Origin of the sequence: Candidatus Cryosericum septentrionale, from assembly GCF_003570995.1 — a bacterium.
Lineage (GTDB): Bacteria > Caldisericota > Caldisericia > Cryosericales > Cryosericaceae > Cryosericum > Cryosericum septentrionale.
Window position 1 is genome coordinate 24884 of the sequence record NZ_QXIY01000018.1, and the last position, 22300, is coordinate 47183.

General features: G+C 58.4%; 26 protein-coding genes and 2 tRNA genes. 12 read left to right on the plus strand and 16 right to left on the minus strand.

What is annotated here, in order from left to right:
- Positions 1–2: 2 nt before the first annotated feature.
- From SMC1_RS04705 to SMC1_RS04770, 14 genes are all read right to left on the minus strand, one after another.
- The gene (locus SMC1_RS04705; RefSeq protein WP_119085644.1) at positions 3–1007 is read right to left on the minus strand and encodes a rod shape-determining protein; all 1005 of its coding nucleotides are present in this window, start codon (positions 1005–1007) and stop codon (positions 3–5) included.
- Positions 1008–1010: 3 nt separating this feature from the next.
- Entirely contained in the window at positions 1011–1583 is a 573-nt protein-coding gene (locus tag SMC1_RS04710; protein WP_119085645.1) for a Maf family protein, read from the minus strand.
- The gene (locus SMC1_RS04715; protein ID WP_119085646.1) at positions 1580–1822 is read right to left on the minus strand and encodes a DUF4321 domain-containing protein; all 243 of its coding nucleotides are present in this window, start codon (positions 1820–1822) and stop codon (positions 1580–1582) included. The genes SMC1_RS04710 and SMC1_RS04715 overlap by 4 nt, the downstream gene beginning before the upstream one ends.
- The gene (locus SMC1_RS04720) at positions 1819–2364 is read right to left on the minus strand and encodes a Gx transporter family protein (protein ID WP_119085647.1); all 546 of its coding nucleotides are present in this window, start codon (positions 2362–2364) and stop codon (positions 1819–1821) included. Before SMC1_RS04720 ends, SMC1_RS04715 begins: the two co-directional genes overlap by 4 nt.
- Positions 2348–2719 carry a NusG domain II-containing protein gene (locus tag SMC1_RS04725; protein ID WP_119085648.1) on the minus strand — a complete coding sequence of 124 codons (372 nt, stop codon included), beginning with the start codon at positions 2717–2719 and terminating at the stop codon, positions 2348–2350. Before SMC1_RS04725 ends, SMC1_RS04720 begins: the two co-directional genes overlap by 17 nt.
- Complete coding sequence (locus SMC1_RS04730) at positions 2716–3741, minus strand: FAD:protein FMN transferase (RefSeq protein ID WP_165849221.1); 1026 nt, start codon at positions 3739–3741, stop codon at positions 2716–2718. Before SMC1_RS04730 ends, SMC1_RS04725 begins: the two co-directional genes overlap by 4 nt.
- A complete protein-coding gene (locus SMC1_RS04735) occupies positions 3738–4637 on the minus strand; it encodes a radical SAM protein (protein WP_119085650.1) in 900 nt (299 codons plus the stop codon). The genes SMC1_RS04730 and SMC1_RS04735 overlap by 4 nt, the downstream gene beginning before the upstream one ends.
- A 157-nt stretch (positions 4638–4794) precedes the next feature.
- Positions 4795–5373 (minus strand): 2-oxoacid:acceptor oxidoreductase family protein, encoded by a 579-nt coding sequence (locus SMC1_RS04740; protein ID WP_119085651.1) that lies wholly within the window; start codon positions 5371–5373, stop codon positions 4795–4797.
- A gap of 1 nt (position 5374) precedes the next feature.
- Positions 5375–6169, minus strand: coding sequence for a thiamine pyrophosphate-dependent enzyme (locus tag SMC1_RS04745; protein ID WP_119085652.1), 795 nt, complete (start codon positions 6167–6169; stop codon positions 5375–5377).
- The gene (locus tag SMC1_RS04750) at positions 6166–7293 is read right to left on the minus strand and encodes a 2-oxoacid:acceptor oxidoreductase subunit alpha (protein ID WP_119085653.1); all 1128 of its coding nucleotides are present in this window, start codon (positions 7291–7293) and stop codon (positions 6166–6168) included. The genes SMC1_RS04745 and SMC1_RS04750 overlap by 4 nt, the downstream gene beginning before the upstream one ends.
- Positions 7286–7498, minus strand: coding sequence for a ferredoxin family protein (locus tag SMC1_RS04755; RefSeq protein ID WP_119085654.1), 213 nt, complete (start codon positions 7496–7498; stop codon positions 7286–7288). Before SMC1_RS04755 ends, SMC1_RS04750 begins: the two co-directional genes overlap by 8 nt.
- Complete coding sequence (locus tag SMC1_RS04760; RefSeq protein ID WP_119085655.1) at positions 7458–8291, minus strand: TatD family hydrolase; 834 nt, start codon at positions 8289–8291, stop codon at positions 7458–7460. Before SMC1_RS04760 ends, SMC1_RS04755 begins: the two co-directional genes overlap by 41 nt.
- The gene (gene metG, locus SMC1_RS04765; RefSeq protein WP_119085656.1) at positions 8288–10234 is read right to left on the minus strand and encodes a methionine--tRNA ligase; all 1947 of its coding nucleotides are present in this window, start codon (positions 10232–10234) and stop codon (positions 8288–8290) included. The genes SMC1_RS04760 and metG overlap by 4 nt, the downstream gene beginning before the upstream one ends.
- Positions 10235–10271: 37 nt before the next feature.
- Positions 10272–10613: a roadblock/LC7 domain-containing protein gene (locus tag SMC1_RS04770; RefSeq protein WP_165849222.1), complete on the minus strand. Its 342-nt coding sequence runs from the start codon at positions 10611–10613 to the stop codon at positions 10272–10274.
- A gap of 171 nt (positions 10614–10784) precedes the next feature.
- On the opposite strand from SMC1_RS04770, the gene rsfS reads away from it, so the two are divergent.
- Positions 10785–11168: a ribosome silencing factor gene (gene rsfS / locus SMC1_RS04775; RefSeq protein ID WP_119085658.1), complete on the plus strand. Its 384-nt coding sequence runs from the start codon at positions 10785–10787 to the stop codon at positions 11166–11168.
- 74 nt (positions 11169–11242) lie between these two features.
- Positions 11243–12196: an NAD(P)/FAD-dependent oxidoreductase gene (locus tag SMC1_RS04780; RefSeq protein ID WP_119085659.1), complete on the plus strand. Its 954-nt coding sequence runs from the start codon at positions 11243–11245 to the stop codon at positions 12194–12196.
- Positions 12197–12333: 137 nt separating this feature from the next.
- Here the strand turns inward: SMC1_RS04780 and argF are convergent, their stop codons facing one another.
- A complete protein-coding gene (gene argF / locus SMC1_RS04785) occupies positions 12334–13269 on the minus strand; it encodes an ornithine carbamoyltransferase (RefSeq protein ID WP_119085660.1) in 936 nt (311 codons plus the stop codon).
- Positions 13270–13281: 12 nt separating this feature from the next.
- Positions 13282–14598 (minus strand): cyclic 2,3-diphosphoglycerate synthase, encoded by a 1317-nt coding sequence (locus SMC1_RS04790; RefSeq protein ID WP_119085661.1) that lies wholly within the window; start codon positions 14596–14598, stop codon positions 13282–13284.
- 243 nt (positions 14599–14841) lie between these two features.
- On the opposite strand from SMC1_RS04790, the gene SMC1_RS04795 reads away from it, so the two are divergent.
- From SMC1_RS04795 to SMC1_RS04840, 10 genes are all read left to right on the plus strand, one after another.
- Positions 14842–15543 (plus strand): PASTA domain-containing protein, encoded by a 702-nt coding sequence (locus tag SMC1_RS04795; protein ID WP_165849223.1) that lies wholly within the window; start codon positions 14842–14844, stop codon positions 15541–15543.
- Positions 15540–16202, plus strand: coding sequence for a ribulose-phosphate 3-epimerase (gene rpe, locus SMC1_RS04800; protein WP_119085663.1), 663 nt, complete (start codon positions 15540–15542; stop codon positions 16200–16202). Before SMC1_RS04795 ends, rpe begins: the two co-directional genes overlap by 4 nt.
- An 11-nt stretch (positions 16203–16213) precedes the next feature.
- Positions 16214–16873, plus strand: a complete 660-nt coding sequence (locus SMC1_RS04805) for a thiamine diphosphokinase (RefSeq protein ID WP_119085664.1) — start codon at positions 16214–16216, stop codon at positions 16871–16873.
- Between the two features lie 11 nt (positions 16874–16884).
- Positions 16885–18138, plus strand: coding sequence for a tyrosine--tRNA ligase (tyrS, locus tag SMC1_RS04810; RefSeq protein ID WP_119085665.1), 1254 nt, complete (start codon positions 16885–16887; stop codon positions 18136–18138).
- 97 nt (positions 18139–18235) lie between these two features.
- Entirely contained in the window at positions 18236–18802 is a 567-nt protein-coding gene (locus SMC1_RS04815) for a folate family ECF transporter S component (protein WP_119085666.1), read from the plus strand.
- Positions 18803–18824: 22 nt separating this feature from the next.
- The gene (locus SMC1_RS04820) at positions 18825–19400 is read left to right on the plus strand and encodes a molybdopterin-dependent oxidoreductase (RefSeq protein ID WP_207799309.1); all 576 of its coding nucleotides are present in this window, start codon (positions 18825–18827) and stop codon (positions 19398–19400) included.
- A gap of 71 nt (positions 19401–19471) precedes the next feature.
- A tRNA-Ile gene (locus SMC1_RS04825) sits at positions 19472–19548 on the plus strand.
- A 25-nt stretch (positions 19549–19573) separates the two neighbouring features.
- Positions 19574–19649, plus strand: a tRNA-Ala gene (locus tag SMC1_RS04830).
- Positions 19650–19669: 20 nt separating this feature from the next.
- The gene (ablA, locus tag SMC1_RS04835) at positions 19670–20947 is read left to right on the plus strand and encodes a lysine 2,3-aminomutase (RefSeq protein ID WP_165849224.1); all 1278 of its coding nucleotides are present in this window, start codon (positions 19670–19672) and stop codon (positions 20945–20947) included.
- A 5-nt stretch (positions 20948–20952) separates the two neighbouring features.
- Positions 20953–22293: an acetyl ornithine aminotransferase family protein gene (locus tag SMC1_RS04840; protein ID WP_119085669.1), complete on the plus strand. Its 1341-nt coding sequence runs from the start codon at positions 20953–20955 to the stop codon at positions 22291–22293.
- The last annotated feature ends 7 nt before the right edge of the window (positions 22294–22300 follow it).

Below are 22300 nucleotides of genomic sequence, written 5' to 3' on the forward strand. Positions count from 1 at the left end.
CGCTATATCAGAACCTCGTGCAGCGAATCGTAGTTTTCGAGGACCTTGCCTGCGCCCTTGGCGACACACTGCAACGGATCCTCTGCGATGCTGACGAGAATTCCCGTACGGGTGGAGATGAACTTGTCGAAGCCCATGATAAGCGCGCCACCACCCGAAAGCATGATGCCGCTGTCGATGATGTCCGCCGAGAGTTCGGGCGGGGTCAGCTCGAGTGCCGACTTGATCGTCGCGAGAATTTGCTCCAAAGGTTCCTTGAGTGCGTCGCGAATCTCTTCGCTCGTGACTTCGACTGATTTTGGCAGGCCATTGATCAGGTCTCTGCCCCGTACTTCATAGGTTTTCTCGCTTTCGAGCGGATATGCGGAGCCAATGGCGAGTTTGACTTCCTCTGCCGTCACATCCCCGATGAGCAGGTTGTAGCGGCGGCGGATATGCGTCGCTATGGCTTCCGTCATCTCGTCGCCCGCAATGCGCAGTGACCGCGATGTGACGATGCCCTTCATCGAGATGATCGCGACCTCGGCTGTACCGCCGCCGACATCGACGATCATGACTCCGCGAGCATCAGCGACGGGGAGGTCGGCGCCGATGGCAGCTGCCATGGGTTCCTGAATAAGCTTTGCCTCTCGTGCACCGGCGTTGAGGGCTGCGTCGATGACGGCCTTCATCTCAACTTGGGTGATGCCGCACGGGATTCCGACAAGCACACGTGGACGGGCAAAGAGACCTGTTCCAGAGGCTCTTCGGATGAAGTATTCAAGAAGCTTCTCGGTTACCGTGAAGTCTGCTATGACTCCGTCCCTCAGGGGACGTGTCACGGTAATCGACTGGGGCGTGCGCCCTGCCATCTTCTTGGCGTCGTTGCCAACGGCAAGCACAGTGCCGGTTTTAGCATCGGTCGCCACGATGGTAGGCTCGCGGATGACGACACCCTTGTTCTTGACGTATACAACTGTGTTCGCAGTACCAAGGTCTATTGCCAGGTCTTTTGAGAAAAATGCCACGACTTACCTCCTCACATCAGCATGCAGCTCAGTACAGAGCGCATAGAAATCACTCATCGTGAAACCGATGATTGTGTCCATCGGCCCGTCAGTTCGTTCGATGAAACTTGCTGCCAGTCCCTGAACGGCGTACGCCCCAGCCTTGTCCCGATATTCGGGGTTGCTCAAGTAGGCTTGCCGCTCATGCTCGCTGAGGCGTCTCATGAACACACGCGTTATGGATATTCTGGCGGCTGCTGTCTTTTCAGGCATGAGCACAGCTGCCATGGCGGTAATAACGCGGTGTTCCCTCCCTTCGAGCGACGCGAGCATCTCGCGGGCTTGAGCTTCGTCGAGCGGCTTTCCCAGGATTCGACCGTCACAGGTGACGACGGTGTCGACGCCAACGACGAGCCCTGCGTCCACATGATGACTTCCGGATATTGCTTTTGCCAGTGCGTTCTGTGCTGCACAGTTCTCAGGTGCAGCGTCCAGCATGACTTCGTCCACGTCAGCCTTCACGGTGGAGAACGGTATACCCCAGTCGGCGAGCATGTGAGCCCTGCGTGGCGAGCTCGAGGCCAGGTAAAGCTTCATACGAGCGTGGAGAAGAAAAGAAAAAGCAGAGCGAGTCCAACGGTTCCAAGGTTCATGTTGAGTGTGAAGCCTAGTCGAAGCTCCGTAAAGCCAAGCTGAAGCGTAAAGTCAGGAACGCCGAAATGGAGGCCTGCCCTCATGAAGGGGTAGTACGCGCCCAACACTTCGCCGAGCACGGACCCCAGGATGGCCCCCGCAATCACAAAAGCTATCGATATCGTTCGTTCTTTTCTTCTCACCGCTGCTCCACAGGTACACTGCCATGAAGGGCTCGGTCGAGTCGAGACAGGACGGCGAGCGAAACACCACCGATCAGATATCCGGCCGCTCCGCCCGCCACCACCAGCGCCGGCAGATAATACCATAGTGTACCCACAGTATTGGTAATCAACAAGAGCAGGTATTGCGACAGATTGTTGGAGACGCCCCCTATGGTACTTACAGTCGGCAATCCGATGTGTTTCCCGAACGCCTTCCTCAGGAGGACCATGACGATGACTGCGCCGAGGCTGCCACCGAAGGAGAGCAGCGACGTGATGGTCATGAGATTTCCCTTCATGATACCCGTGACCAAAACACGCAGGACCACGAGTGCGACGGTCGCGAGGGCTCCATACATCTCCAGGCATAGCATCGTGCTTATCTGAGACAGGCCCAACTTGGCGCCCGGCAGGAACGGGAGCGGAGGGTCGAAGTAGTTGATGACGATAGCAACGGCGGCTAGCAGTGCGAATCGCAGGGTAGCCTGCGTTGTACGGCTCCTTCTAATGGGCGAGAGCATCGATGCCGGTCCCTTTTCCTTCGACGGTAATGACCATGTGGTTGGGAACACAGATGACTTGGTCGCCGGGGCTCCGGGCTGGAATGGTATGCACGCAGATCTGGTCCGGGCAGGTCGCCTCCGCGACTCGGATGGAGCCCTTGCCGTCAGCTACGATGACGAGCGGTCCCAGCACACCCGTTATGCGCAGCGTTTGGACCTCGCGCGACGTCAGATCCACTGTCGCGACGACCTTGCCGTCCACTTGGACAACCGCCAGGGTACCGGGTGTACGGTGCATGACGATCCAGAAGACGACGACAAGTGCTACGGCGGCGAGGATGACCACGCCCGTAATTCGGTCACTCCGCTTCATTGAGCAGCCGTGGGCACAAAGGTGATCGGCCCCAGTGTGGACTGTGTTCCTGCAGCGTCGACGAGGACGATGCCGACGATCCCCTGGCTCTCGACCGTCTGGAAGAGTGAACGCTGAGTCTCGGCTGGCGAGCAGAAGAACACCTTGCCGAGGGCGTCGCCGATGGCTCCGTGCATGGGCTGTATGTCCGTGATGACCGTGGCGCTTTGATTGAGGGTCCCCGGGTATCCCGTCGATGGGTCGATGATATGACAGTATCGCTTGCCATTCCGCTCGAAGTACCGCTCATAATCTCCGGACGTGGCCACAAAGGCATCCCCTGATCGAACATAGCCGATGATCCCCTGACCGCGCGGATCGCGAATACCGATCTTCCAGTCGTGCTTTCGGCCACCGCTATACAACAGGAGGTTGCCGCCGAAATCGACGATCACCTGTCGGGGCTGGAGTTTGATAGTATGGAGATACTCCTCCATGACGTCGAGCGAGTAGCCCTTGGCGATACCGCCAAGGTCGATGCGGGCCCGGTGATCCCGAAGCTGCACGGTGGTGCCGGAGATCACGAGCTGATCTGAGTGGGAATAGGCTAGCGTATCCGATATTTCCTTCGCAGCAGGGACCCTGAAATCCTCGGTCGTAAAGCCCCACAGCGACGACAGGGGCGAGATCGCTATGTCGAACGTGCTGCCATGGTCGATGGCCTCTACGGCCACGGCAGCTTTCACGAGTGCTGCATATTCCGGCGAGACGGACACCGGACCTTTGCCGGCGGCTGCATTCACGCGAGCCGTCTCGGACTCGGCCTTGTAGTAGCTGGTCATGCTGTCGACGTCGGATGCCAGAGCATGGAGATGCTCATTGATTGTGGCAGCATCGCCTCCGGTGGTCTTGACGGTGAGAACCGTGTCCATGAGAAAGTATGTGGACATAACCGGTTCAGGTGATGTGCGCAAGGCGAAGAAGGTCGCCAGTCCTGCTCCGGCGACGATCAGCGCCACAATCGGAGCAATTGCCTTTCTCATGGCATCTCCTTGTCGAGTGTCAATCCAAGGTCCGTTCCGCAATGGCCGCATTTTCCGTCTGTGACGAAGGGTAACTCCAGTGGACGAGTCGTGCGGTCGACGACGACCGAATAGCAGTTGGGACACATCGTATTATTGAAGAAATGCCCATGGCAGTTACTCAGGTAGACAAAGCCCACGTGCTGTCTTCGCGCAGATTCTACAAGGTTTTCGAGAAAAGGCATGCCAGGTCCATGGCGAATTGTGAAACCATGCTCGGGGGCAATGGCCCTGAGATGGAGAGGGATTCCCCTTCGAAGGTCCTGGACGATCCACGCGAGCATGGCAGAGAACTCCTGTTCCTGGGCTGGAGTGTTCCGTGCAATATCGAGCATGAGTTCGACGTGAATTCCTGCATCGATGGCACTTTCTACAAGGGCTCGACTGTTCTCCAGGATACCGGCCGAATTTCCCAGCGTCCGATACGTTTCGTCGGCAAAACCCTTGAACCTGACAAGCAGTGCATCTACCGTTCCAGATGAGTCACGGAGAAAGTCCGCGGTCAACCCGCCGTTCGTTGCTACGACAACCTTTTTGCCTGCCTCGTGAACCTTTCGGGAGCACTCGACGACATTGTCCCAGTGCAGTGAGGGTTCACCGCCGCTCCAGACCACACCGGCGAACCCGGGCTCGCTGCCGAGTTGCTCCACCGCGTCGGCGATCCTGTCAGGGTCGTAGGGCGACCAGTCCGGTGAATGCGCCAGCAGTGGGCGGTCGCAGTACGGACAACGCAGGAGGCATCCAGGCACCTGCAGGACGAGCACCGAATCACCGAGCAGATAGTGATAGAGAGGCACTTCCTCGATTTCGGAAAGATATGGCTGCCCGAGAGGACTGGAAAACCTGTCAAATCTCATGATTCCTCAGCAACGCAGTGACATCGCATTTCTGGCTTGTGGCCTGTGTGCAGGCAGTATTTGCGGAACGCCACAAAGGACACCCTTGCAGTGTCCTTTGTGGCGAACATGAGGTGCACAAGGCAATCACGGAGACCCCAGGCCGACGATGCAGCCCTCAGATGCGTATGCCGGTCTTGGCTTGAGCTTCGACCATTTCCATGCCAAGATCCAGAGCCTTCATGTTGAGGTTGAGGAACTGCTTTTTGACGTGCATCGCGATTGCTTTGCGGAGTATCTCGACCTCCACGATGGCTGTCAGACCCTCGATGATACCGAGCAGGACGATGTTGAGTCCAAGCTCGGACTCCAGCCTGCTGATGAGGGTGCTGCGAATGGGAAGGGCCAGCAGGCCCCGGCAGTTCTCTTCGTCCAGGAAGTCAGGGGCCGACATTACTGATGAATCGATGATGACCTCGGTCTTCCGGCTGATCCCTCCGCCATACTGCTTGAGCCCCTCGTTGGTCATTGCAGCAAGCAGATCCGGATCGGTGACTTTAGGATAGGCGATGTGTTTGTTCGAGATGACAAGTTCGGCCTTGGTCGTTCCACCACGCGCTTCTGCGCCGTAGACCTGACTCTGGGTGACGATCTTCCCTTCCATGATGGCGGCCTCCGCGAGGATGATAGAACCGAGGATGAGCCCCTGCCCGCCGCTGCCAGTCATGCGGAGTTCAAAACGGTTGTCGTTGCTCATATCAGGCCTGCTCCTTGGGCGCAGCCGCGCTCACCGGCGCATGGCGCTCGATATTGACGAATTCGCCGATGATGATTTTCCCCGCCAGTTCCTCGGGAGTCTTTTTCTCGGCCACGCTCTTGAGGACCATCCAGTCTTTCTGCGATGTGACCATTTGTCCGGCGCTGCCCTTCTTGTTGAATCGCCCAAAGTATGTAGGGCATTGGGCGACAGCGTCGACAAGAGAGAAACCGTCATGGGCGATAGCCTTCCTGAGGTGGTCGACAAGATGTTTTGTGAAGTAGATGCCTGAGCGTGCCACATACGTTGCACCGGCTCCGGCTGCCAGCTTCACAAGGTCGAATGGCCGGTCCAGATTGCCGTTCGGGGTCGTCGTCGTGATCGACGAGATCGGCGTAAGAGGCGACGCCTGCCCGCCGGTCATCCCGTAGTTGTAGTTGTTGAACACCACGACAGTAATATTGACGTCCCGTCGTGCGGCATGGATCAGATGGTTACCGCCGATTGCCGAGCTGTCCCCGTCACCGGTGACCACGATGACCGTGAGGTCCAGATTGGCCAGCTTGATGCCTGTGGCGACTGGAATGGCGCGGCCATGAAGGGTGTGCACATTGTCGAAGGCAGTATATGCCGGTGCGCGTGAAGAGCAGCCGATGCCCGACACGAGGACGACCTTGTCGGGATCCAGTTGCAGCTGGTCGATTGCCTCGAGGAGCGCATGGAGGACAATGCCGTTTCCGCAACCGGGGCACCAGATGTTGGGCAGTCGTTCGCCTCGCAGAAAATCGAGTCTCATAAGTTTTCCTCCCGGAGGAAGCTGAGGATCTCCTGCGGACTGATAAGGTCGCCATTGATCTTGTTCATGGGCACGACCTTCCGGGAGTCTCCGAACACTCTCTTGACGAGAAGGACGAGTTGACCGGAATTAAGCTCAGGAACAACGATTGTCCTGCCATTGCCGGCAGCCTTGCGGACACGGTCATCATCGAATGGGAACAGCGTTATGAACCGAAGCGACCCGGCCTTCCGTCCGTGAGAGCGAAGCGATTCGACTGCCTCACTTACTCCGCGGGCGGTGATGCCGAAGCTCATGAACAGGATATCAGCATCCTCGACGCGGTCGGTCTCGAACTGGATGATGTCGTCGAGGTTGTTGAAGAGTTTGTCGCGCAGGCGCTCGACCAGGGCCTCTGCCACATGACCATTCGCGGTCTGGAAGCCGGATTCACTATGGACAAGACCCGTGAAGCTGGTACGAAAACCGGTGCCGACGTTGGCGATCGTCGGGACCAGTGACTCGTCAGTCTTGTAGGGAAGGTATCCGGCCTTCTCGGTCGGGAGTCTGCGGTCGACGATGGTCGGCGAAATGCTGGTATCGATGGGTTCACGCAGGTGAGAGATGGTCTCGTCGGACAGGACAATGACGGGATTCCTGTACTTCTCGGCCAGGTTGACCGCACGTATGGTCAACTGGTAGGACTCCTCGACGCTGGAGGGGGAGAGGACAATCACCCAATGGTCACCGTGCGTTCCCCAGCGTGTCTGCATGAGATCCATCTGTGAGACTTTGGTTGCCATGCCCGTCGAAGGCCCATAACGCATGGAGTCCAGAATCACGATGGGCGCCTCGACCATGCACGCGTAACCGAGACCCTCCTGCATCAGCGAGAACCCAGGGCCGGATGTCGCGGTCAGCACCTTCTTGCCGGCCATCGATGCTCCGACAATCGCCATGATGCTCGCGATTTCGTCCTCCATCTGGATGAAGGTGCCGCCTACCTGTGGCATGCGCTTGGCCATGATCTCGGCGATTTCGGTGGATGGTGTGATAGGGTATCCGGCGTAAAACCGTACACCTGCGGCAATCGCGCCCTCGGTGACAGCTTCGTTGCCTTGCATCAGGACCATCTTCTCACTCATTCTTGACCTCCTCCACGGCGAGCGCAAAGTCAGGACAGTGCTCGACACACATCTGACAGCCGATGCAGTCCTGCGGGTTGACGATTGCGTGCCGGTCATTCCGGTCTATCTTGAAGACCTTCTTCGGGCACACGGCGACGCAGATACCGCAGTTCTTGCACCACTTACGGTTGTGTGTGATCTTGAATGTCTTTTTCTCCGGCATGTTCCCTCCTCTCGTGGTGGTTGAACAATTCTCGAGCAGTCTGTTCTATGCGTTGGCTCAGGTCGAGCACGTCCCTGTCCAGCAGTGAGGCCACTGCGTGGTAGGTGTGAACAACAAACGAAGGCTCGTTCCGCGTGCCTCTCATCGGTACCGGCGGCATGTAGGGTGAATCGGTTTCAAGCAGCAGGCGCTCCAGTGGGCAAGCCTTTAGAGCCTCACGCGTCGCACGTGCTCCCGGGTAGGTGAGGTTGCCGGTGAAGGAGACACACAAGCCCATACCTACCGCTTGCTCGACGTCCGCCGGCGTCCCTCCAAAGCAGTGCATCACCCCGCGCAATCCGGCAAAATGCGAGATGACACCCAAGGATTCTACCACGGCAAAGCGCGAATGCACGATGACGGGGAGCCCCAGGTCGGCAGCCACCTGCAGTTGCTCCTCGAAGAAACGCATCTGCACGATGTGGTCGGGAGTGCCCTCTTTGAAATCCAGTCCAATCTCACCGATGGCGACTGTCTTCGCCCCGTACTGGGCAAACAAGGCGCTCAGCTGTGCCAGGTAGTCTGACGGTGCATCGGCACACTCCTCGGGGTGGACTCCAACGGCCGCGAAAACGCCGGGCTCCTGTTGCGCAAGGCGTCCCGCAAGGTCCGACGTAGCTATGTCGACGCCCGGACAGACAATCCAGCGGACGCCGCTGTCCCAACACCTCCGCAGGACATGCTTCCGGTCGCCGTCGAACTCGGCCATCTGGACATGCGCGTGCGTGTCGATGTAGGAGGGTTCTTCGCTCAATGGATTTCCGCTCCGTCCGGTAGAACCGTCATCGGTGTCAGGAGAGCCATCTCGTCTCCGGCCGAAGCCGCGAGGAGCATGCCCTGCGATGCAATGCCTTTGAGTTTGCGTGGCTGGAGGTTCGCGACGATCACGATCTGTTTGCCAACCAGGACAGCAGGATCATAGTGCTTGCCGATGCCTGCCACGATCGTACGTTCTTCGCCGCCCACCTTGACGCGCAGCTTGACCAGCTTGTCGGTCTCGGGCACCCGTTCGCCTTCGAGGATCGTGGCGATGCGCAACTGCACCTTGGCGACGTCATCGATCGTGATCAGACCCGAGTTGACAACGGGGGCAGGTGAAGCAGTTGCAGTGGCACCCGTCGTCGCGCCAGTCTTGCGGGCTGTCTGGGCTGCCAGGAACTCTTCCAGCTGGTCAGGCTGGATACGGGGGAACAGAACAGTCGAGCTTGCCTCGGGGAGTTCTGAACCCGGTCCCCGCCATGCAAGGTCACTCCAGGCAACCTGTGGCCTCCGGATTGCCTCCAGCAGGCGGTCTGAGACGGTGGGCATGCACGGCTCCACAAGGTTTGCAATGTACCAGAGGCCTGTCAGAAGCGTCGCCAGGTGAGTTGCCAGTCCAGCGGCGTCACCGACTTTAGCCAGTGCCCACGGTTTGTCGTCTTCGATCATCTTGTTGAGCACGTTGACCAGCATCCATGTTTTCTCGAGTCCCGCAGAGAACTGTAGGTTGTCGTAGTCGGCGCTCACTGCGGAAAGGGTCGTCGAAAACAGCTCCGAAAGAGCGGATTTTGGCTCCAGCGGCTGGCTCTCGATCTGGGATCGGAACTTGGCGAACATGTTCAATGTCCTGTTCAGCAGGTTGCCCAAATCATTCGCGAGGTCCGTGTTGAAGCGAAGCAGGAGGCGCTGGCTGGAGAAGTCGACGTCGAGCCCGTAGGTTCCTTCCCTGCACAGGTAGTACCGTAGGGCGTCGACAGCCATAGGCTCGTCGATCCCGATGAGGTTGCTCAGGTTCTCGATGAGAGCAGCCGGGTCGACGACATTGCCGAGCGACTTCGACATCCTCTCACCCTCGAAGTTCCAGAAACCGTGGGCAAAGATGCGCCGGGGCAGTAGAAGGTTGAGCGCCATCAGCATGGCAGGCCAGATGATACCATGGAACCGTGTGATGTCCTTGCCGATCAGATGGAGGTCGGCCGGCCAGTCGGTCGCAAACCGCTCCGTTCCATAGCCGGCCACTGTCGCATAGTTGATCAGGGCGTCAACCCAGACGTAGACGGTCTGGTCGGTGTCGAAGGGAACAGGGACTCCCCACTTCACGGTCGACCGGGACACGGATACATCCCGCAGGCCGCCCCTGATGACGTTGACCAGCTCGTTGTAGCGCATCGGGGGCCGTACGAAGTCCGGGTGCTGCTCATACCAGGCAAGCAAAGCGTCCTGATACTTGGAGAGGCGGAAGAAGTAGTTCACTTCGGAGACGTGCTGTACCTCGAGGCCGCAGTGGGGGCACTTGCCTTCCACGAGGTCTGACTCCAGCAGGAACGCCTCCTCCCTCACGCAGTACCAGCCGTCGTACGATCCCTTGTAGATGTCTCCCTGGTCGTAGAGCTTCTGGAACATCTCTTGCACGACCTTTATGTGGTCTGCATCAGTGGTCCGGATAAACCGGGAATAGCTGATGCCCAGCCTGTCGAAGAGGGCTTTCCAGGACGCGGCAGCCGTCGCAGCATACTGCTCCACGGGTTGTCCCATGGCCAACGCTGTTCGCTCGACTTTCTGCGAGTGCTCATCTGTCCCCGTCGAGAACAGGACCTGTTTGCCCAGCTTCCGCTGATACCGTGCGATAAAGTCGGCGGCAATGGTCTCCGACACCGAGCCAACGTGCGGCTTGTCGTTGATGTAGTAAATGGCCGTGGTCAGGAAATATCGATCCATGGCAACTCCTCCTGCTATGTCGGGTGTGGCGCGTCGCTCAGGCACGCTCCAAGAGATCTTTGAGAGCGCGGCCCATGGCGATTCTGATGATGCCGAGGTTGCTTTGCCTGGTGGTGAGGACGGCAAGGGAATTGCCCTTCGTCCGTACCATCATGATGCGCCCGGTCGTCGTCTCCACATCCAGCTCGGTCAGCTTGCCCATGTCGAGTTGGGTGACAATCTGCTGCATGTATCCGGCAAAGGACAGAATCATGCCGCGCACGAGGGGAGGAGCGATGTCCATGTCTGAGGCCGTGTACAGAATGGCGCCGTCAAGATCGGTCAGAATGACGGCGAGAACACCCGAAGAAGACTTGAGTCTGTCTAGCGTCTCTTGCACCACGATCACCAGCCTTTCTGTCTCTCAGAATGTGGTCTGAAACACACGCCTGAACACTGAACATGATACGTGCAATAGGGTTTTGTGCAACGGAGGAGAGCAATCACGTTGCTTTCCGAGTGTCAGTCCTTACAATGAATTTGCAGGGCCATCTGTTGGTGTGAGGTGCTCATGAACGGCAAACGACTGGCAAACCGGATTGTCAACGAATGTGAGAAGATGGGGGCCGAGGCGGTCAGGTTGATTGACGTCAGGAAACGGACTCCCTTTTTCGATTTTCTAGTCATTGCTACGGTCGACAACACGGTCTTGGCCGACGCACTGCTTCGCAAGGTGACAAAGGCTGTTGAGCTTGATGCCGGGGTCGCTACATTCACCGAATCATCACCGGCATCCGACTGGGTCGTGTGCGACTATGGAGATACCATGTTTCATGTGTTCGTTGGCGCCGACGTTCGGGAGCGCTACAACCTCGAGAGTCTCTGGTCGCAGTCGCTCAGGGAGGGAAGAAGGGTTGCTCCTGCTACGCCTGGAGACCGTCTAGATACGGAGTAGCCACTGCCGGTTGTGGCTCTGCAGATTTTCAGTATACTGATACATATACCCTATGGGGTATATGGAGGTCGATTATGAGTGAGCGCACTACCGATATTCTGATCATAGGAGCCGGGCCTGCGGGTCTGGCTGCTGCCCTGTATGCCAGCCGGTCGCTTGTCAAGCCGATTGTGTTGGAACGCATGAGCGTGGGAGGACTGGTTCTTTCGACCGAATGGATCGACAATTACCCCGGATTTCCCGATGGCATTGCTGCGCCTGAACTTATGGACCGCATGCGTCGGCAGGCTGAACGGTTCGGTGCGGAATTTGTGTCGGATGAGGTACTCTCGCTCAACAGGACAGACATGGGTTTTGGCGTCACGACTGCCGGGGGAACAGTGTACCAGGCTGGTTCGGTCATCGTAGCAACGGGCGCGATGCCGAGGGTTCTTCCCGTTAAAGAGGAATCCAAGTACCGTGGACGGGGCATCAGCTACTGCGCTACGTGTGATGCTGCATTCTTTAAGGGGAAGCCGGTCGCCGTGGTGGGTGGTGGTGGCTCCGCAGTCGAAGAAGCACTGGTGCTTGCGCGCGGTTGCAGCAAGGTGGTTGTGGCGTTTCCGCTCGACTCGCTTCAGGCAGAACCGATCCTGGTTGAACAACTGAGGGCGCTTTCGAATGTCGAATTTGTTCCGGGTGCGGCCCCCGCAGCCGTTGAGGGAGAGGGAAAGGTAGAGCGACTTCGGCTGCGCCTTTCTGCTGGAGGGGAGAAGACGCTGGAGGTTGCAGCTGTGTTCGTGGCCATGGAATTTGTTCCGACAGGAGACCTCCTCAAGGGACTGGTTGAAGTCGATGCTCAGGGCTATGTTGTGACTCCCGAATCGACGGAGACGGGCGTTCCGGGTCTCTACATAGCAGGAGACGTACGACGCAAATCGCTGAAGCAGATTGTGACCGCAGTGGCTGACGGAGCAGTTGCTGCACAGAGAGCAGGTATATACGTACGAAGCAGAAAGGGGAAAAAGAATGGCTCTCCTGAGAACTGAGGACGTTGAACTACTACGAAGTCGTTTTGCCCAAGATCTGGTCAGTCCGGTGACGCTCAACTAGTCCTGCAACAGGCACAACAAAAAGGCCGGGGTACTCCCGGCCTTTGTCCATCTTGTGTGATTGAGTACAGCTGCTAGCCGAGGAGAAGAGCCAGGACCGCCTTCTGGATATGGAGCCTGTTCTCGGCCTGGTCAAACACCACGCTCTGAGGGCCGTCCATGACTTCGTCGGTGATCTCTTCGCCGCGGTGAGCCGGCAGACAGTGCAGCACGATGGCATCTTTCTTGGCGTGGCTCATGAGATCAGCAGTAAGGGAGAAAGGACGCATGACCTTCACGCGTTCCTCATGCTCTGCTTCCTGACCCATGGAGGCCCAGACGTCGGTATAGACGACGTCGACATCCTGGACCGAAACGATGGGATCGTTGGTCACGAGGACGGTACTGCCGCACTGCTTGGCGATCTCGGTTGCCGTCCTGACGATGTCTTCCTTGGGCTCGAACCCCCTGGGTGATGCGATGGCGATGTTGATGCCAACGCGTGCGCATCCGAGCAACAGGGAGTTGGCGACATTGTTGCCGTCGCCGACGTAGGCGAGTCTGAGGCCCTTGAGGGCGCCCTTCTTCTCGCGGATTGTCATGAGGTCCCCAAGGATCTGGCAGGGATGGCTCAAGTCGGACAGGGCGTTGATGATTGGGGAATCGCTGTTGGCGGCAAGGTCGACAAGGTCCTGGTGCGCGAACACGCGGGCGACGATACCAGCGACGTAGCGCGAGAGGACATGTGCGGTGTCCGAGATGGTCTCACCGCGGTGCAGCTGCATGTCGTTCGCGTTGAGGTACAATGCGTGGGCTCCGAGTTCGAATGCTGCGACTTCGAACGACACCCTGGTACGGGTAGAGGCTTTCTGGAAGATCATGGCAACAGACTTGCCTTCCAGGTAGTGCTCCTGCTTTCCCACCATGGAATCCATCTTCAGTTTGTCGCCAAACGAGATGATCTCGAGGATCTCCTCTTTCGAGAAATCCTTGAGGCAGAGCAGGTCCCTTCCTTTGAGTTTTGTGGCCATAATCCTCCCCGGTCAGATGAGACCGAATTTCTTCAGGACGTCGGCAATGGTTGGTGTGCCAATCTCCTGGAGTTCGTAGGTGACGCGGACCGACGGCTTGGAGAGTTTCATGACGCGCAGCAGGTCGATGGGTGTACCCATGACGACGACGTCGCACGGGGTTGCCTCGATGGTCTGGCGCAGATCTTCGATCTGTTCATCGCTGTAGCCCATGGCCGGCAGGATGCTCATCTTCTGGGTGTACTTCTCGAAGGTGGCCTTGATGGAGCCGACTGCATAGGGGTGAGGGTCGATGATCTCGGCTGCGCCGTATTTCTTGGCAGCGACATATCCTGCACCATACGTCATTTCACCATGCGTCAGCGTGGGACCGTCCTCGATCACCAGAACCCGCTTGCCGCGGATCATATCCGAGTCTTGGACGAACACAGGAGAAGCCGCCTCGATCATGATGGCCTTGGGGTTCACCTTGTACATGTTCTCGCGGACTTCGGACAGCTGTGTGGGAGTAGCTGAGTCGACCTTATTGATTACGATGACGTCCGCCTGCCGGAAGTTGGTCTCACCTGGATAGTACGTGAGTTCATTACCGGCACGCAGGGGATCGGCGACCGTGATCTTGAGGTCCGGAACGTAGAACGAGAAGTCATTGTTGCCGCCGTCCCAGATGATGACGTCTGCTTCCTTCTCTGCTTCGCGAATGATCATCTCATAGTCGACGCCGGCGTAGATAACGGCGCCCATGTCGATATATGGCTCGTACTCCTCGCGCTCTTCGATCGTGCACTTGTACTTGTCGAGGTCGGCATACGTCGCAAAGCGCTCACAAGCCTGGGCTGCGAGGTCCCCGTAGGGCATCGGGTGGCGGATGGAGACGACCTTCTTGCCGGCGGCGCGCAGAGCGCGGACGACGGCGCGGCTGGTCTGGCTCTTGCCGGATCCCGTGCGAACGGCGCAGATGGAGATAACCGGCTTGCTGGACTTGATTTCGGTGCTCTTCGGGCCGAGCAGGGTGAAGTCGGCGCCATCAGCAAGAACCTGTGAAGCCTTGTGCATGACGTTCACATGCGGCTGGTCGGAGTACGCGAATACTACTTCATCGACATTGAGCTCAGCGATGAGCTTGTCGAGATCGGACTCTGGGTAGATTGGAATACCACTCGGATAGAGCTTGCCGGCCAAGGCGACAGGGTACTTCTTGTCGTCGATGCCGGGGATCTGCGTAGCCGTGAATGCTACCACATCGTAGTCTGGGTTGTCCCTGTAGACCACGTTGAAATTGTGGAAGTCCCGGCCTGCAGCTCCCATGATCAAGACTCTCTTCTTCATAAAGCCTCCTCTACAGAGAATAACGTCCAATGCCCGCTTCAGGGCATCCTGATTTTACCGGCTTAGGCCTCGTTGTCAAATGACTTGTGCTCCTTTGCAGTTGACTATTGGCGGCTGGCCATATAATGGTTCAGAAGAGTGTCTATGGACAGGTTATGTGCAAGTTGCAGGTTCGGGTCATAGCGGCCCGGCGAGACATGGCAGATGGTTTGACTTCATCCGCCTACAGGTGGAATGACATTGATGATACGAAACCTATATAGATATCTGGTGGCGGTTGCGCTCATCTCTGTCCTGGCAGCAGTTGCAGGCTGTTCGTCCGGTACTGCCGTTCAGGGCATGATCGAGGCTCCGGTCTTGGTGGGAGTGAGTCTCCGCGAAGCCGAGGCGAAAGCCGCGGAAGTCGGAGTGCAGGTTAAAGTGCAGTCTTCAGAGACTTCGGACACGATGCCAGTGGATTTTGTCCTCAGACAGGACCCCGAACCTCAGACCGTGGTGCAGAAGGGGCGTGTCATTACTGTGGTGACCAGTTCGGGGCCCGTTTCTCTGACACTTCCGGACTTTGTCGGTGGGAAGTTCGAGGCGGCGCAGGCCTTCATTGTCGCGAATCAACTGGTCCTGGGCGGCCTCGTCGAGCAGGTTGACGCGAGTCCGGTTGGAACTGTCCTTGCCCAGGAACCTGCGGGCAATGCCGATGTCGACGGAGGGTCCGTCGTTACTCTGACGATCAGCAGAGGGACCATGGCCGCCATGCCGGATCTGGTTGGGCTGTCGCTGACTGAGTCGAAGAAGCATCTGGGTGCCCTCGGGCTCTCGGTGAGTAAGGTCATCGTATCCGCTCAGACGACTCAACCTGCGCAGCTGGTGCTGAGGCAGGAGCCAGCGGCTGGCGACGCCATCGAGAAAGGCGGCTGGATCGAGCTGATGGTGTCGAAAGTCCCATGATCGAACAACCGTGCGCCAGAGTGTCCATATCCGTCCTGGGTACGGACTTCACAGAGCTCGGGCGTACTCTTGAGCGGATTCGGCTGTCGGGGGCCGACAGCATCCACCTGGATATCATGGACGGCCGATTCGTCCCGAACATTTCGTTCGGCTCGTCGATTGCTGCCGACATCGTCAGGGCATCAGCCCTTCCATGTCGTGCGCACTTGATGATCGAGCACCCTGAGGACGCGTTCGACGCGTTCGTCGGAGCCGGTGTCACCGAGCTGCTCTTTCACGTGGAGGCGACGCGGTTCCCATTCCGGGCGCTTCAGCTCCTGAAACGGCCTGGCATCGGCAGAGGAGTCGCTGTCAACCCCGCTACGCAGGTAGAGTCGGTTGTTCCTCTCCTGGACAGTGTCGACACTGTGCTCCTGATGTCGGTGGAACCCGGTTTTGGGGGCCAGTCGTTTCTGCCGGGGACGCTGGCAAAGGTGCGGGCGCTCCGTTCGGCTGCGGATCGGGCTGGAACGCCCCTTCGCATCGCTGTTGACGGGGGAGTAGATGCGTCGAACGCAGCGGCTCTTTGTGACGCGGGGGCAGACGAACTTGTGGCTGGGACGGCATTCTTCCGTGCCGCAGACCCTGCTGCATTCGTACGGCTCCTCAAGGGTGCCTGAGGAAAGCAACCATGCCTGCCGTGCCCACGATCGTCTTCGCCGGGGGAGACCCTGGCTCGTTCTCGTACCTGCGCACGGTTGACTATGCAGACGCATTTCTGGTCGCCGTAGATCGTGGCCTGGCCGTGATGGCCGAGCTTGGGCTGACCCCTGACCTGTTCGTCGGAGACGGAGACTCCGTTGTTCCAGAGCTGCTGGCGGGGCTGGACAGGAGCCGCACTCGGGTGGTCATTCTGCCTGCACACAAGGACGTTTCCGATCTCGAGGCTGCATTTGACCTGCTGGTGACGATGGGGAGACAGGGCAGTGTGCTTGTGCTGGCCGGACTCGGCGGGAGACTCGATCACTGTCTATTCAACTTTCAACTTGCAGCGCGGCATCTCGCTGACTTCGAAGACATTACGTTCGAGGATGACCGGTGTCTGGTCAGGCCGCTTACGTCCAGCAATGCCCTGCAGCTCCCGGCGCGCACGACCGTCTCATTTGTTCCTGTGACGCGGGAAGTCGAGTTGAGTTTGACGGGATTCGAGTACCCTCTGTTGCACGCAGTTGTGCAGCGGGGATCGACGAGAACACTCAGCAATGTCGCCTGCGGCTTGGTTCAGCAGGTCATCGTGGAGCGGGGCACCGTTGTCATGATTGCCTGGAAGGTACAGAGCGATATTCCATGAAAGAGGTGAAGATGAAAAAAGCACAGTTGGAGCAGGAGGTGCAGCGTCAGCTGAGTATCCTGCGGCGTGGAACAGCGGAAATCGTGAGTGAAGAAGGCCTGGCAACCAAGATTAGGAGTTCCCTCGTTTCGGGGAAGCCACTGCGGGTAAAGCTGGGAGCGGATCCAAGTGCGCCCGATCTGCATCTCGGGCATGCCGTGGTTCTCGACAAGTTGCGCGAGTTTCAGGACCTGGGCCACCAGGTCGTGTTCATCATCGGCGACTACACTGCGAGGATCGGGGATCCGTCCGGACGCTCCAAGACGCGTCCACCGTTGACCGGAGAGCAGATCGATGCCAATGCCACGACGTACTTCGAGCAGGTCTGCCGGATTCTCGACCCACAGAAAACGGAGGTCCGATACAACGGTGAATGGCTGTCCAGACTGACATTCGAAGAGATCATTCGCCTCGCCTCACGGTTCACAATCCAGCAGATTCTGGAGCGCGACGATTTCTCCAAGCGCTACCACGTCCAGGTCCCGATCTTCTTCCACGAATTCTTCTATCCCCTCATGCAGGCATATGATTCAGTGGCTGTCGAGGCAGACGTCGAGCTGGGCGGCACGGACCAGAAGTTCAATTTCCTTCTCGCTCGCCAATTGCAGGAACAGGTCGGCCAGGTTGCGCAGGTCGCATTTATGATGCCCATCCTGCCTGGACTCGACGGCATCCACAGGATGAGCAAGAGTCTGGGCAACTACATTGGCATAGCAGAGAACGCCGTGGACATGTATGGTAAGTCCATGTCGATTCCGGACGGGTTGATGGAGCAGTACTTCACACTGCTGACCAGCATGCCGGAACCAGAGCTCCAGGGTATCGTGGCAGGAATTGCGGACGGCTCCGTACATCCGATGACTGCCAAGAAGCGTCTGGCATTCCTCGTCACTGAGCGTTTCCATGGGACAGAGGGCGCGGCGGCTGCGCAGGCCAACTTCGAGAATGTGTTCAGCAAGAGGGCATCGACTGCGTCCGCTGACATCGTTTATGAGGACGTTACACTGCCGGCCGAGTTTGCCGGCTTCCCTGAGGTTGCGGTCATCGACCTGCTTTTTGGACTGGGGGCGGTGCCGTCGAAGTCGGAAGCCCGCCGTCTGATTCAACAGGGCGGCATCGAAGTGGAGGGGCAGCGTGTTGCCGACATCGGGTTCCGGGTCAGTCTGGGTCATTCGCCCATCCACATGCGCGTTGGCAAGAAGCGGTTCCTGGCCGTCAATCTCTAGAGGGACGGGACGGCGCGGCGCGCCACTTGACGCAGCCGATCTTGCACGTCTGTTTGTTCAGTGTTGGCGCGGCTTGGAGGGCACAGGAGGAGGAACAGTGAGTGAACCCGTTGAAGGCAAATCGGATCGCACCCGCATGGCCCTGAGAGTCCTGACACTGGACGGGCTCATGATTGGGCTGAGCATTGTTCTGACGCGTCTCATGTCATTGAATGTTCCCATCGGAGGGGGCCTCGGGGCCAGGATAGGTCTCGGGCATCTCCCGATTGTGTTTACCGGCATCGTTGCAGGCCCGCTGAGCGGATTGCTGGTTGGAGCTGCCGCTGACCTGGTCGGTTTCGTTATCTGGCCTTCTGGGCCCTTCATTATCTGGCAGATAACGGCAATTTCGGCTCTTAATGGTGTCATCCCCTGGATGTTTGTGAAGTTGGGATGGCCACGGTCGCGCACTGCGCGGATATGGATAGGGGTGAGCGTCACGCGCCTGGTGCTCAATGTCGGCTGGTTGCCGCTGGTACTGCGTAGCGTCATGAAGCTGCCATACTGGCCCGTATTGGCTGGTCAAGCCGCAGGCAGCGTCGTGATGGTTCCAGCGACGGCGTTTTTTGTGGAATTGCTCGTGAACGCGTACGAGCGTTCTGGATATGGGCGTCTTCCAGCATAGAGCTTCCGGTGGTCCAGAACCGGTGCCGCGACTCGATCGGCCACGGGTTCCTCCTAACCAGTCGGTCACGACATCGTTCCATACCCTGACGGCTGAGCAGGTACCGTCGGTGGACGTGAACAACTTCACGTTCAGGTTCTGGGGCGAGGTGCGGGAGCCGACCGAGATGACATGGCAGCAACTCATGGCCGTGAAGCACATGACCTTGGCGGCCGACTTCCATTGTGTGACTGGATGGTCGATGCTGGGGAGCGAGTGGGGCGGAGCGTTGGTGCGCGACGTCCTGGAGGCAGCGCACGTCGAGTTATCCACGTCGGCTCGATTCGTCATGGCCCACTGTATCACAGAGTTCACGGCGAATCTCCCGCTCGAGGCCCTGCTCGCCGACGACACGATGCTGGTCTGGGAATGGAACGGGCTTCCCCTCACGAGCGAGCACGGCGGACCCATCCGGCTTCTTGTACCGTCGCTTTACGCCTGGAAGGACGCCAAGTGGGTATCCGGCTTCGAGTTCCTGACAGAGGATCGGCCCGGGTTCTGGGAATCGCGTGGCTATCATATGCATGGAGACCCGTGGAAGGAAGAGCGCTATGGCTGAGAGCCGTTCCTGCGACTTGACAGCAGGGCGATTCCCTGTAGAATAGCATTTTGGAAAAGGAAGCTGCAAGTGGGCCTCTAGCTCAGCTGGTTAGAGCGCGTCCCTGATAAGGACGAGGTCTCTGGTCCGAATCCAGAGAGGCCCACCATTTCGTAGTTCGTGTCTTCATACGTGGGGATGTGGCTCAGTTGGGAGAGCGCATGGTTTGCATCCATGAGGTCGCGGGTTCAAATCCCGCCATCTCCACCATCGAGAGGAGGAGGTGTTCCTTGTCGAGTCGCAAGTACACTGATATTCCCCTCTGGAAGAACGTGCCGCAGCACGACTGGGACGATTGGTGCTGGCAGGTTGCCAATCGCATACAGACAGTCGAAACGCTATCTCAGGTCATCCATATCACCGATGAGCAGAAGGCTGGTGTTATCAGCGCACTCTCCAGGTTCCGCATGGCTATCACACCCTACTATGCCACGCTCATCGACCAGAACAGTCCCGATGATCCCATCTTCAAGCAGTGCGTTCCCACGGCACTGGAACTGCAGTCTGCGCCAAGCGATCTAGACGATCCCCTCTACGAGGAGGTCGATTCCCCCGTCCACGGCCTGACGCATCGATACCCCGATCGCGTGCTCTTTCTCATTACGGACCAGTGTGGCATGTATTGCCGTCACTGCACGCGCAGGCGCCTTGCAGGCATGACTGACGGACGGCGCTCCAGGAGCGAGGTCGATGCGGCAATCGGCTACATTCGTGAGCACGAGGAGGTGCGGGATGTCCTCCTGTCCGGTGGTGACGCGCTGCTCGTCGACGACGAGTTCCTCGAGCACGTCATCAGTGAGGTCCGCAACATTCAGCACGTCGAGGTGATACGCATCGGCACGCGTGCGCCCGTGGTTCTCCCTCAGCGCATCACGCCCGAACTTTGCGCGATGCTGCGCAAATACCATCCGCTGTGGCTCAACACGCAGTTCAACCACCCCAACGAGGTGACGCCCGAGTCCTCAAGGGCTATCGCGATGCTGGTCGACGCAGGGATCCCGGTTGGCAACCAGTCCGTTCTCCTCAAGGGGATCAACGATTGCCCCTATATCATGAAAGAACTCGTTCAGAAGCTCGTGGCTATCCGTGTCAGGCCCTACTATATTTATCAGTGCGATCTGACCAGAGGTATCAGTCACTTCCGTACCTCTGTTTACAAGGGTATCGAGATCATGGAGTTTCTGCGCGGTCACACAAGCGGCTTCTCCGTGCCGCAATTCGTCGTCGACGCGCCGCACGGTGGTGGCAAGATCCCGGTCAGTCCCAACTACATTCTCTCCATGTCTCCCGACCGCATCGTGCTTCGAAACTACGAGGGCGTTATCGTGTCGTACCCCGAGCCCGAAGACACCAGGAGTCATTGCCCGGAGCCATGTGTCATCTGTGACACACAGAAGCGCAAGGTGCCGCCGGAGGGCATCGCCAAGATATTTACGCAGGACGCCTATGACCTGACACCGCCAGGCACGTTGCGCGAAAAGCGTCGTGAGCATTATCCAAGGGAGTGATGGCAATGGCCAAGAACAACTATATCGACCTCAAGACCGCGATCCCAGGACCCAAGGGCATGGAATGGTATGCGCGTGACCGCGCCGCCATCTCGCCTTCATACGTTCGCCCGTATGTCCTCGTGGCTGACCATGCCGAGGGCTTGGAAGTCGTGGACGTCGATGGCAACACGTATCTGGACTTCACGGCTGGGGTCGCCGTCAACAGTACCGGTCATCGTCATCCCGAAGTTATCAAGGCCATCAAGGATCAGGCAGACAAGCTGGTCCACATGTCCGGTACGGACTTCTTCTACCCGATTCAGATTGTGCTCGCAGAGAAAATCCAGGAAATCGCGCCTGGTCCGACCGAGAAGATGGTCTGGTACGGGAACTCCGGAGCCGAGGCTGTCGAGGCCGGCCTGAAGCTTGCACGCTGGCACTCGAGGCGCCCGCTGGCGCTTGCGTTCTTTGGCGGGTTTCACGGCCGCACCTACGGCGCCGTCACGCTGTCGGGTTCAAAGGCGAAGCACCGCGAAGGATTCTCGCCCATGCTTCAGGGCGTCGTTCATGTTCCCTACGCCTACTGCTACCGATGCCCGCTTGGTCTCGAACCGGAGACGTGCGAATTCCGGTGCATCGGTATGATCGAAGAAGTCATGGAGCGTATTGCTCCACCTTCGGATATAGCTGTCATGGTGGTCGAGCCGATCCAGGGCGAGGGTGGGTATGTCGTGCCACCGGCCGGCTACTTCCAGAAACTGCGCCAGCTCACCGAAGAGCGAGGCATCCTGCTCATGGTTGATGAGGTGCAGAGTGGCATGGGCCGTACCGGCAAGATGTTCGCCATCGAGCATTGGGATACAGAGCCCGACATCATGGCTATCGCGAAGGGTGTTGCTTCGGGTCTTCCTCTGGGCATCATGGTCGCCAAGAAGACTGTCATGGACTGGAAACAGGGCGCCCACGGCTCGACCTTTGGAGGGAATCCACTGAGCTGTGCCGCAGCGCTCAAGACGATCGAGCTCATCCAGAATGGGATGATGAAGAATGCTGCTGTCCAGGGCGAGTACATCATGAAGCATCTGCGCCAGATGCAGAAGCGGCACCCGCTGATGGGCGACGTGCGCGGCATGGGGCTCATGATCGGCGTCGAGTTCGTGAAGGACGCCAAGAAGACCAAGGCCAAGGAAGAAAGCATCCAGCTGGTCCTCGAGGCATTCGAACGAGGTCTGCTGCTGCTGCCCTGTGGCGAGAACGCGGTCCGCCTTTCTCCGTCGCTCAGTGTCACACACGATCAGTGCGACGTCATGCTGGACATCTGGGAAGAGTCTCTGGCGGCTGTCGAGAAACAGATGAACAACTAGGGGGTGT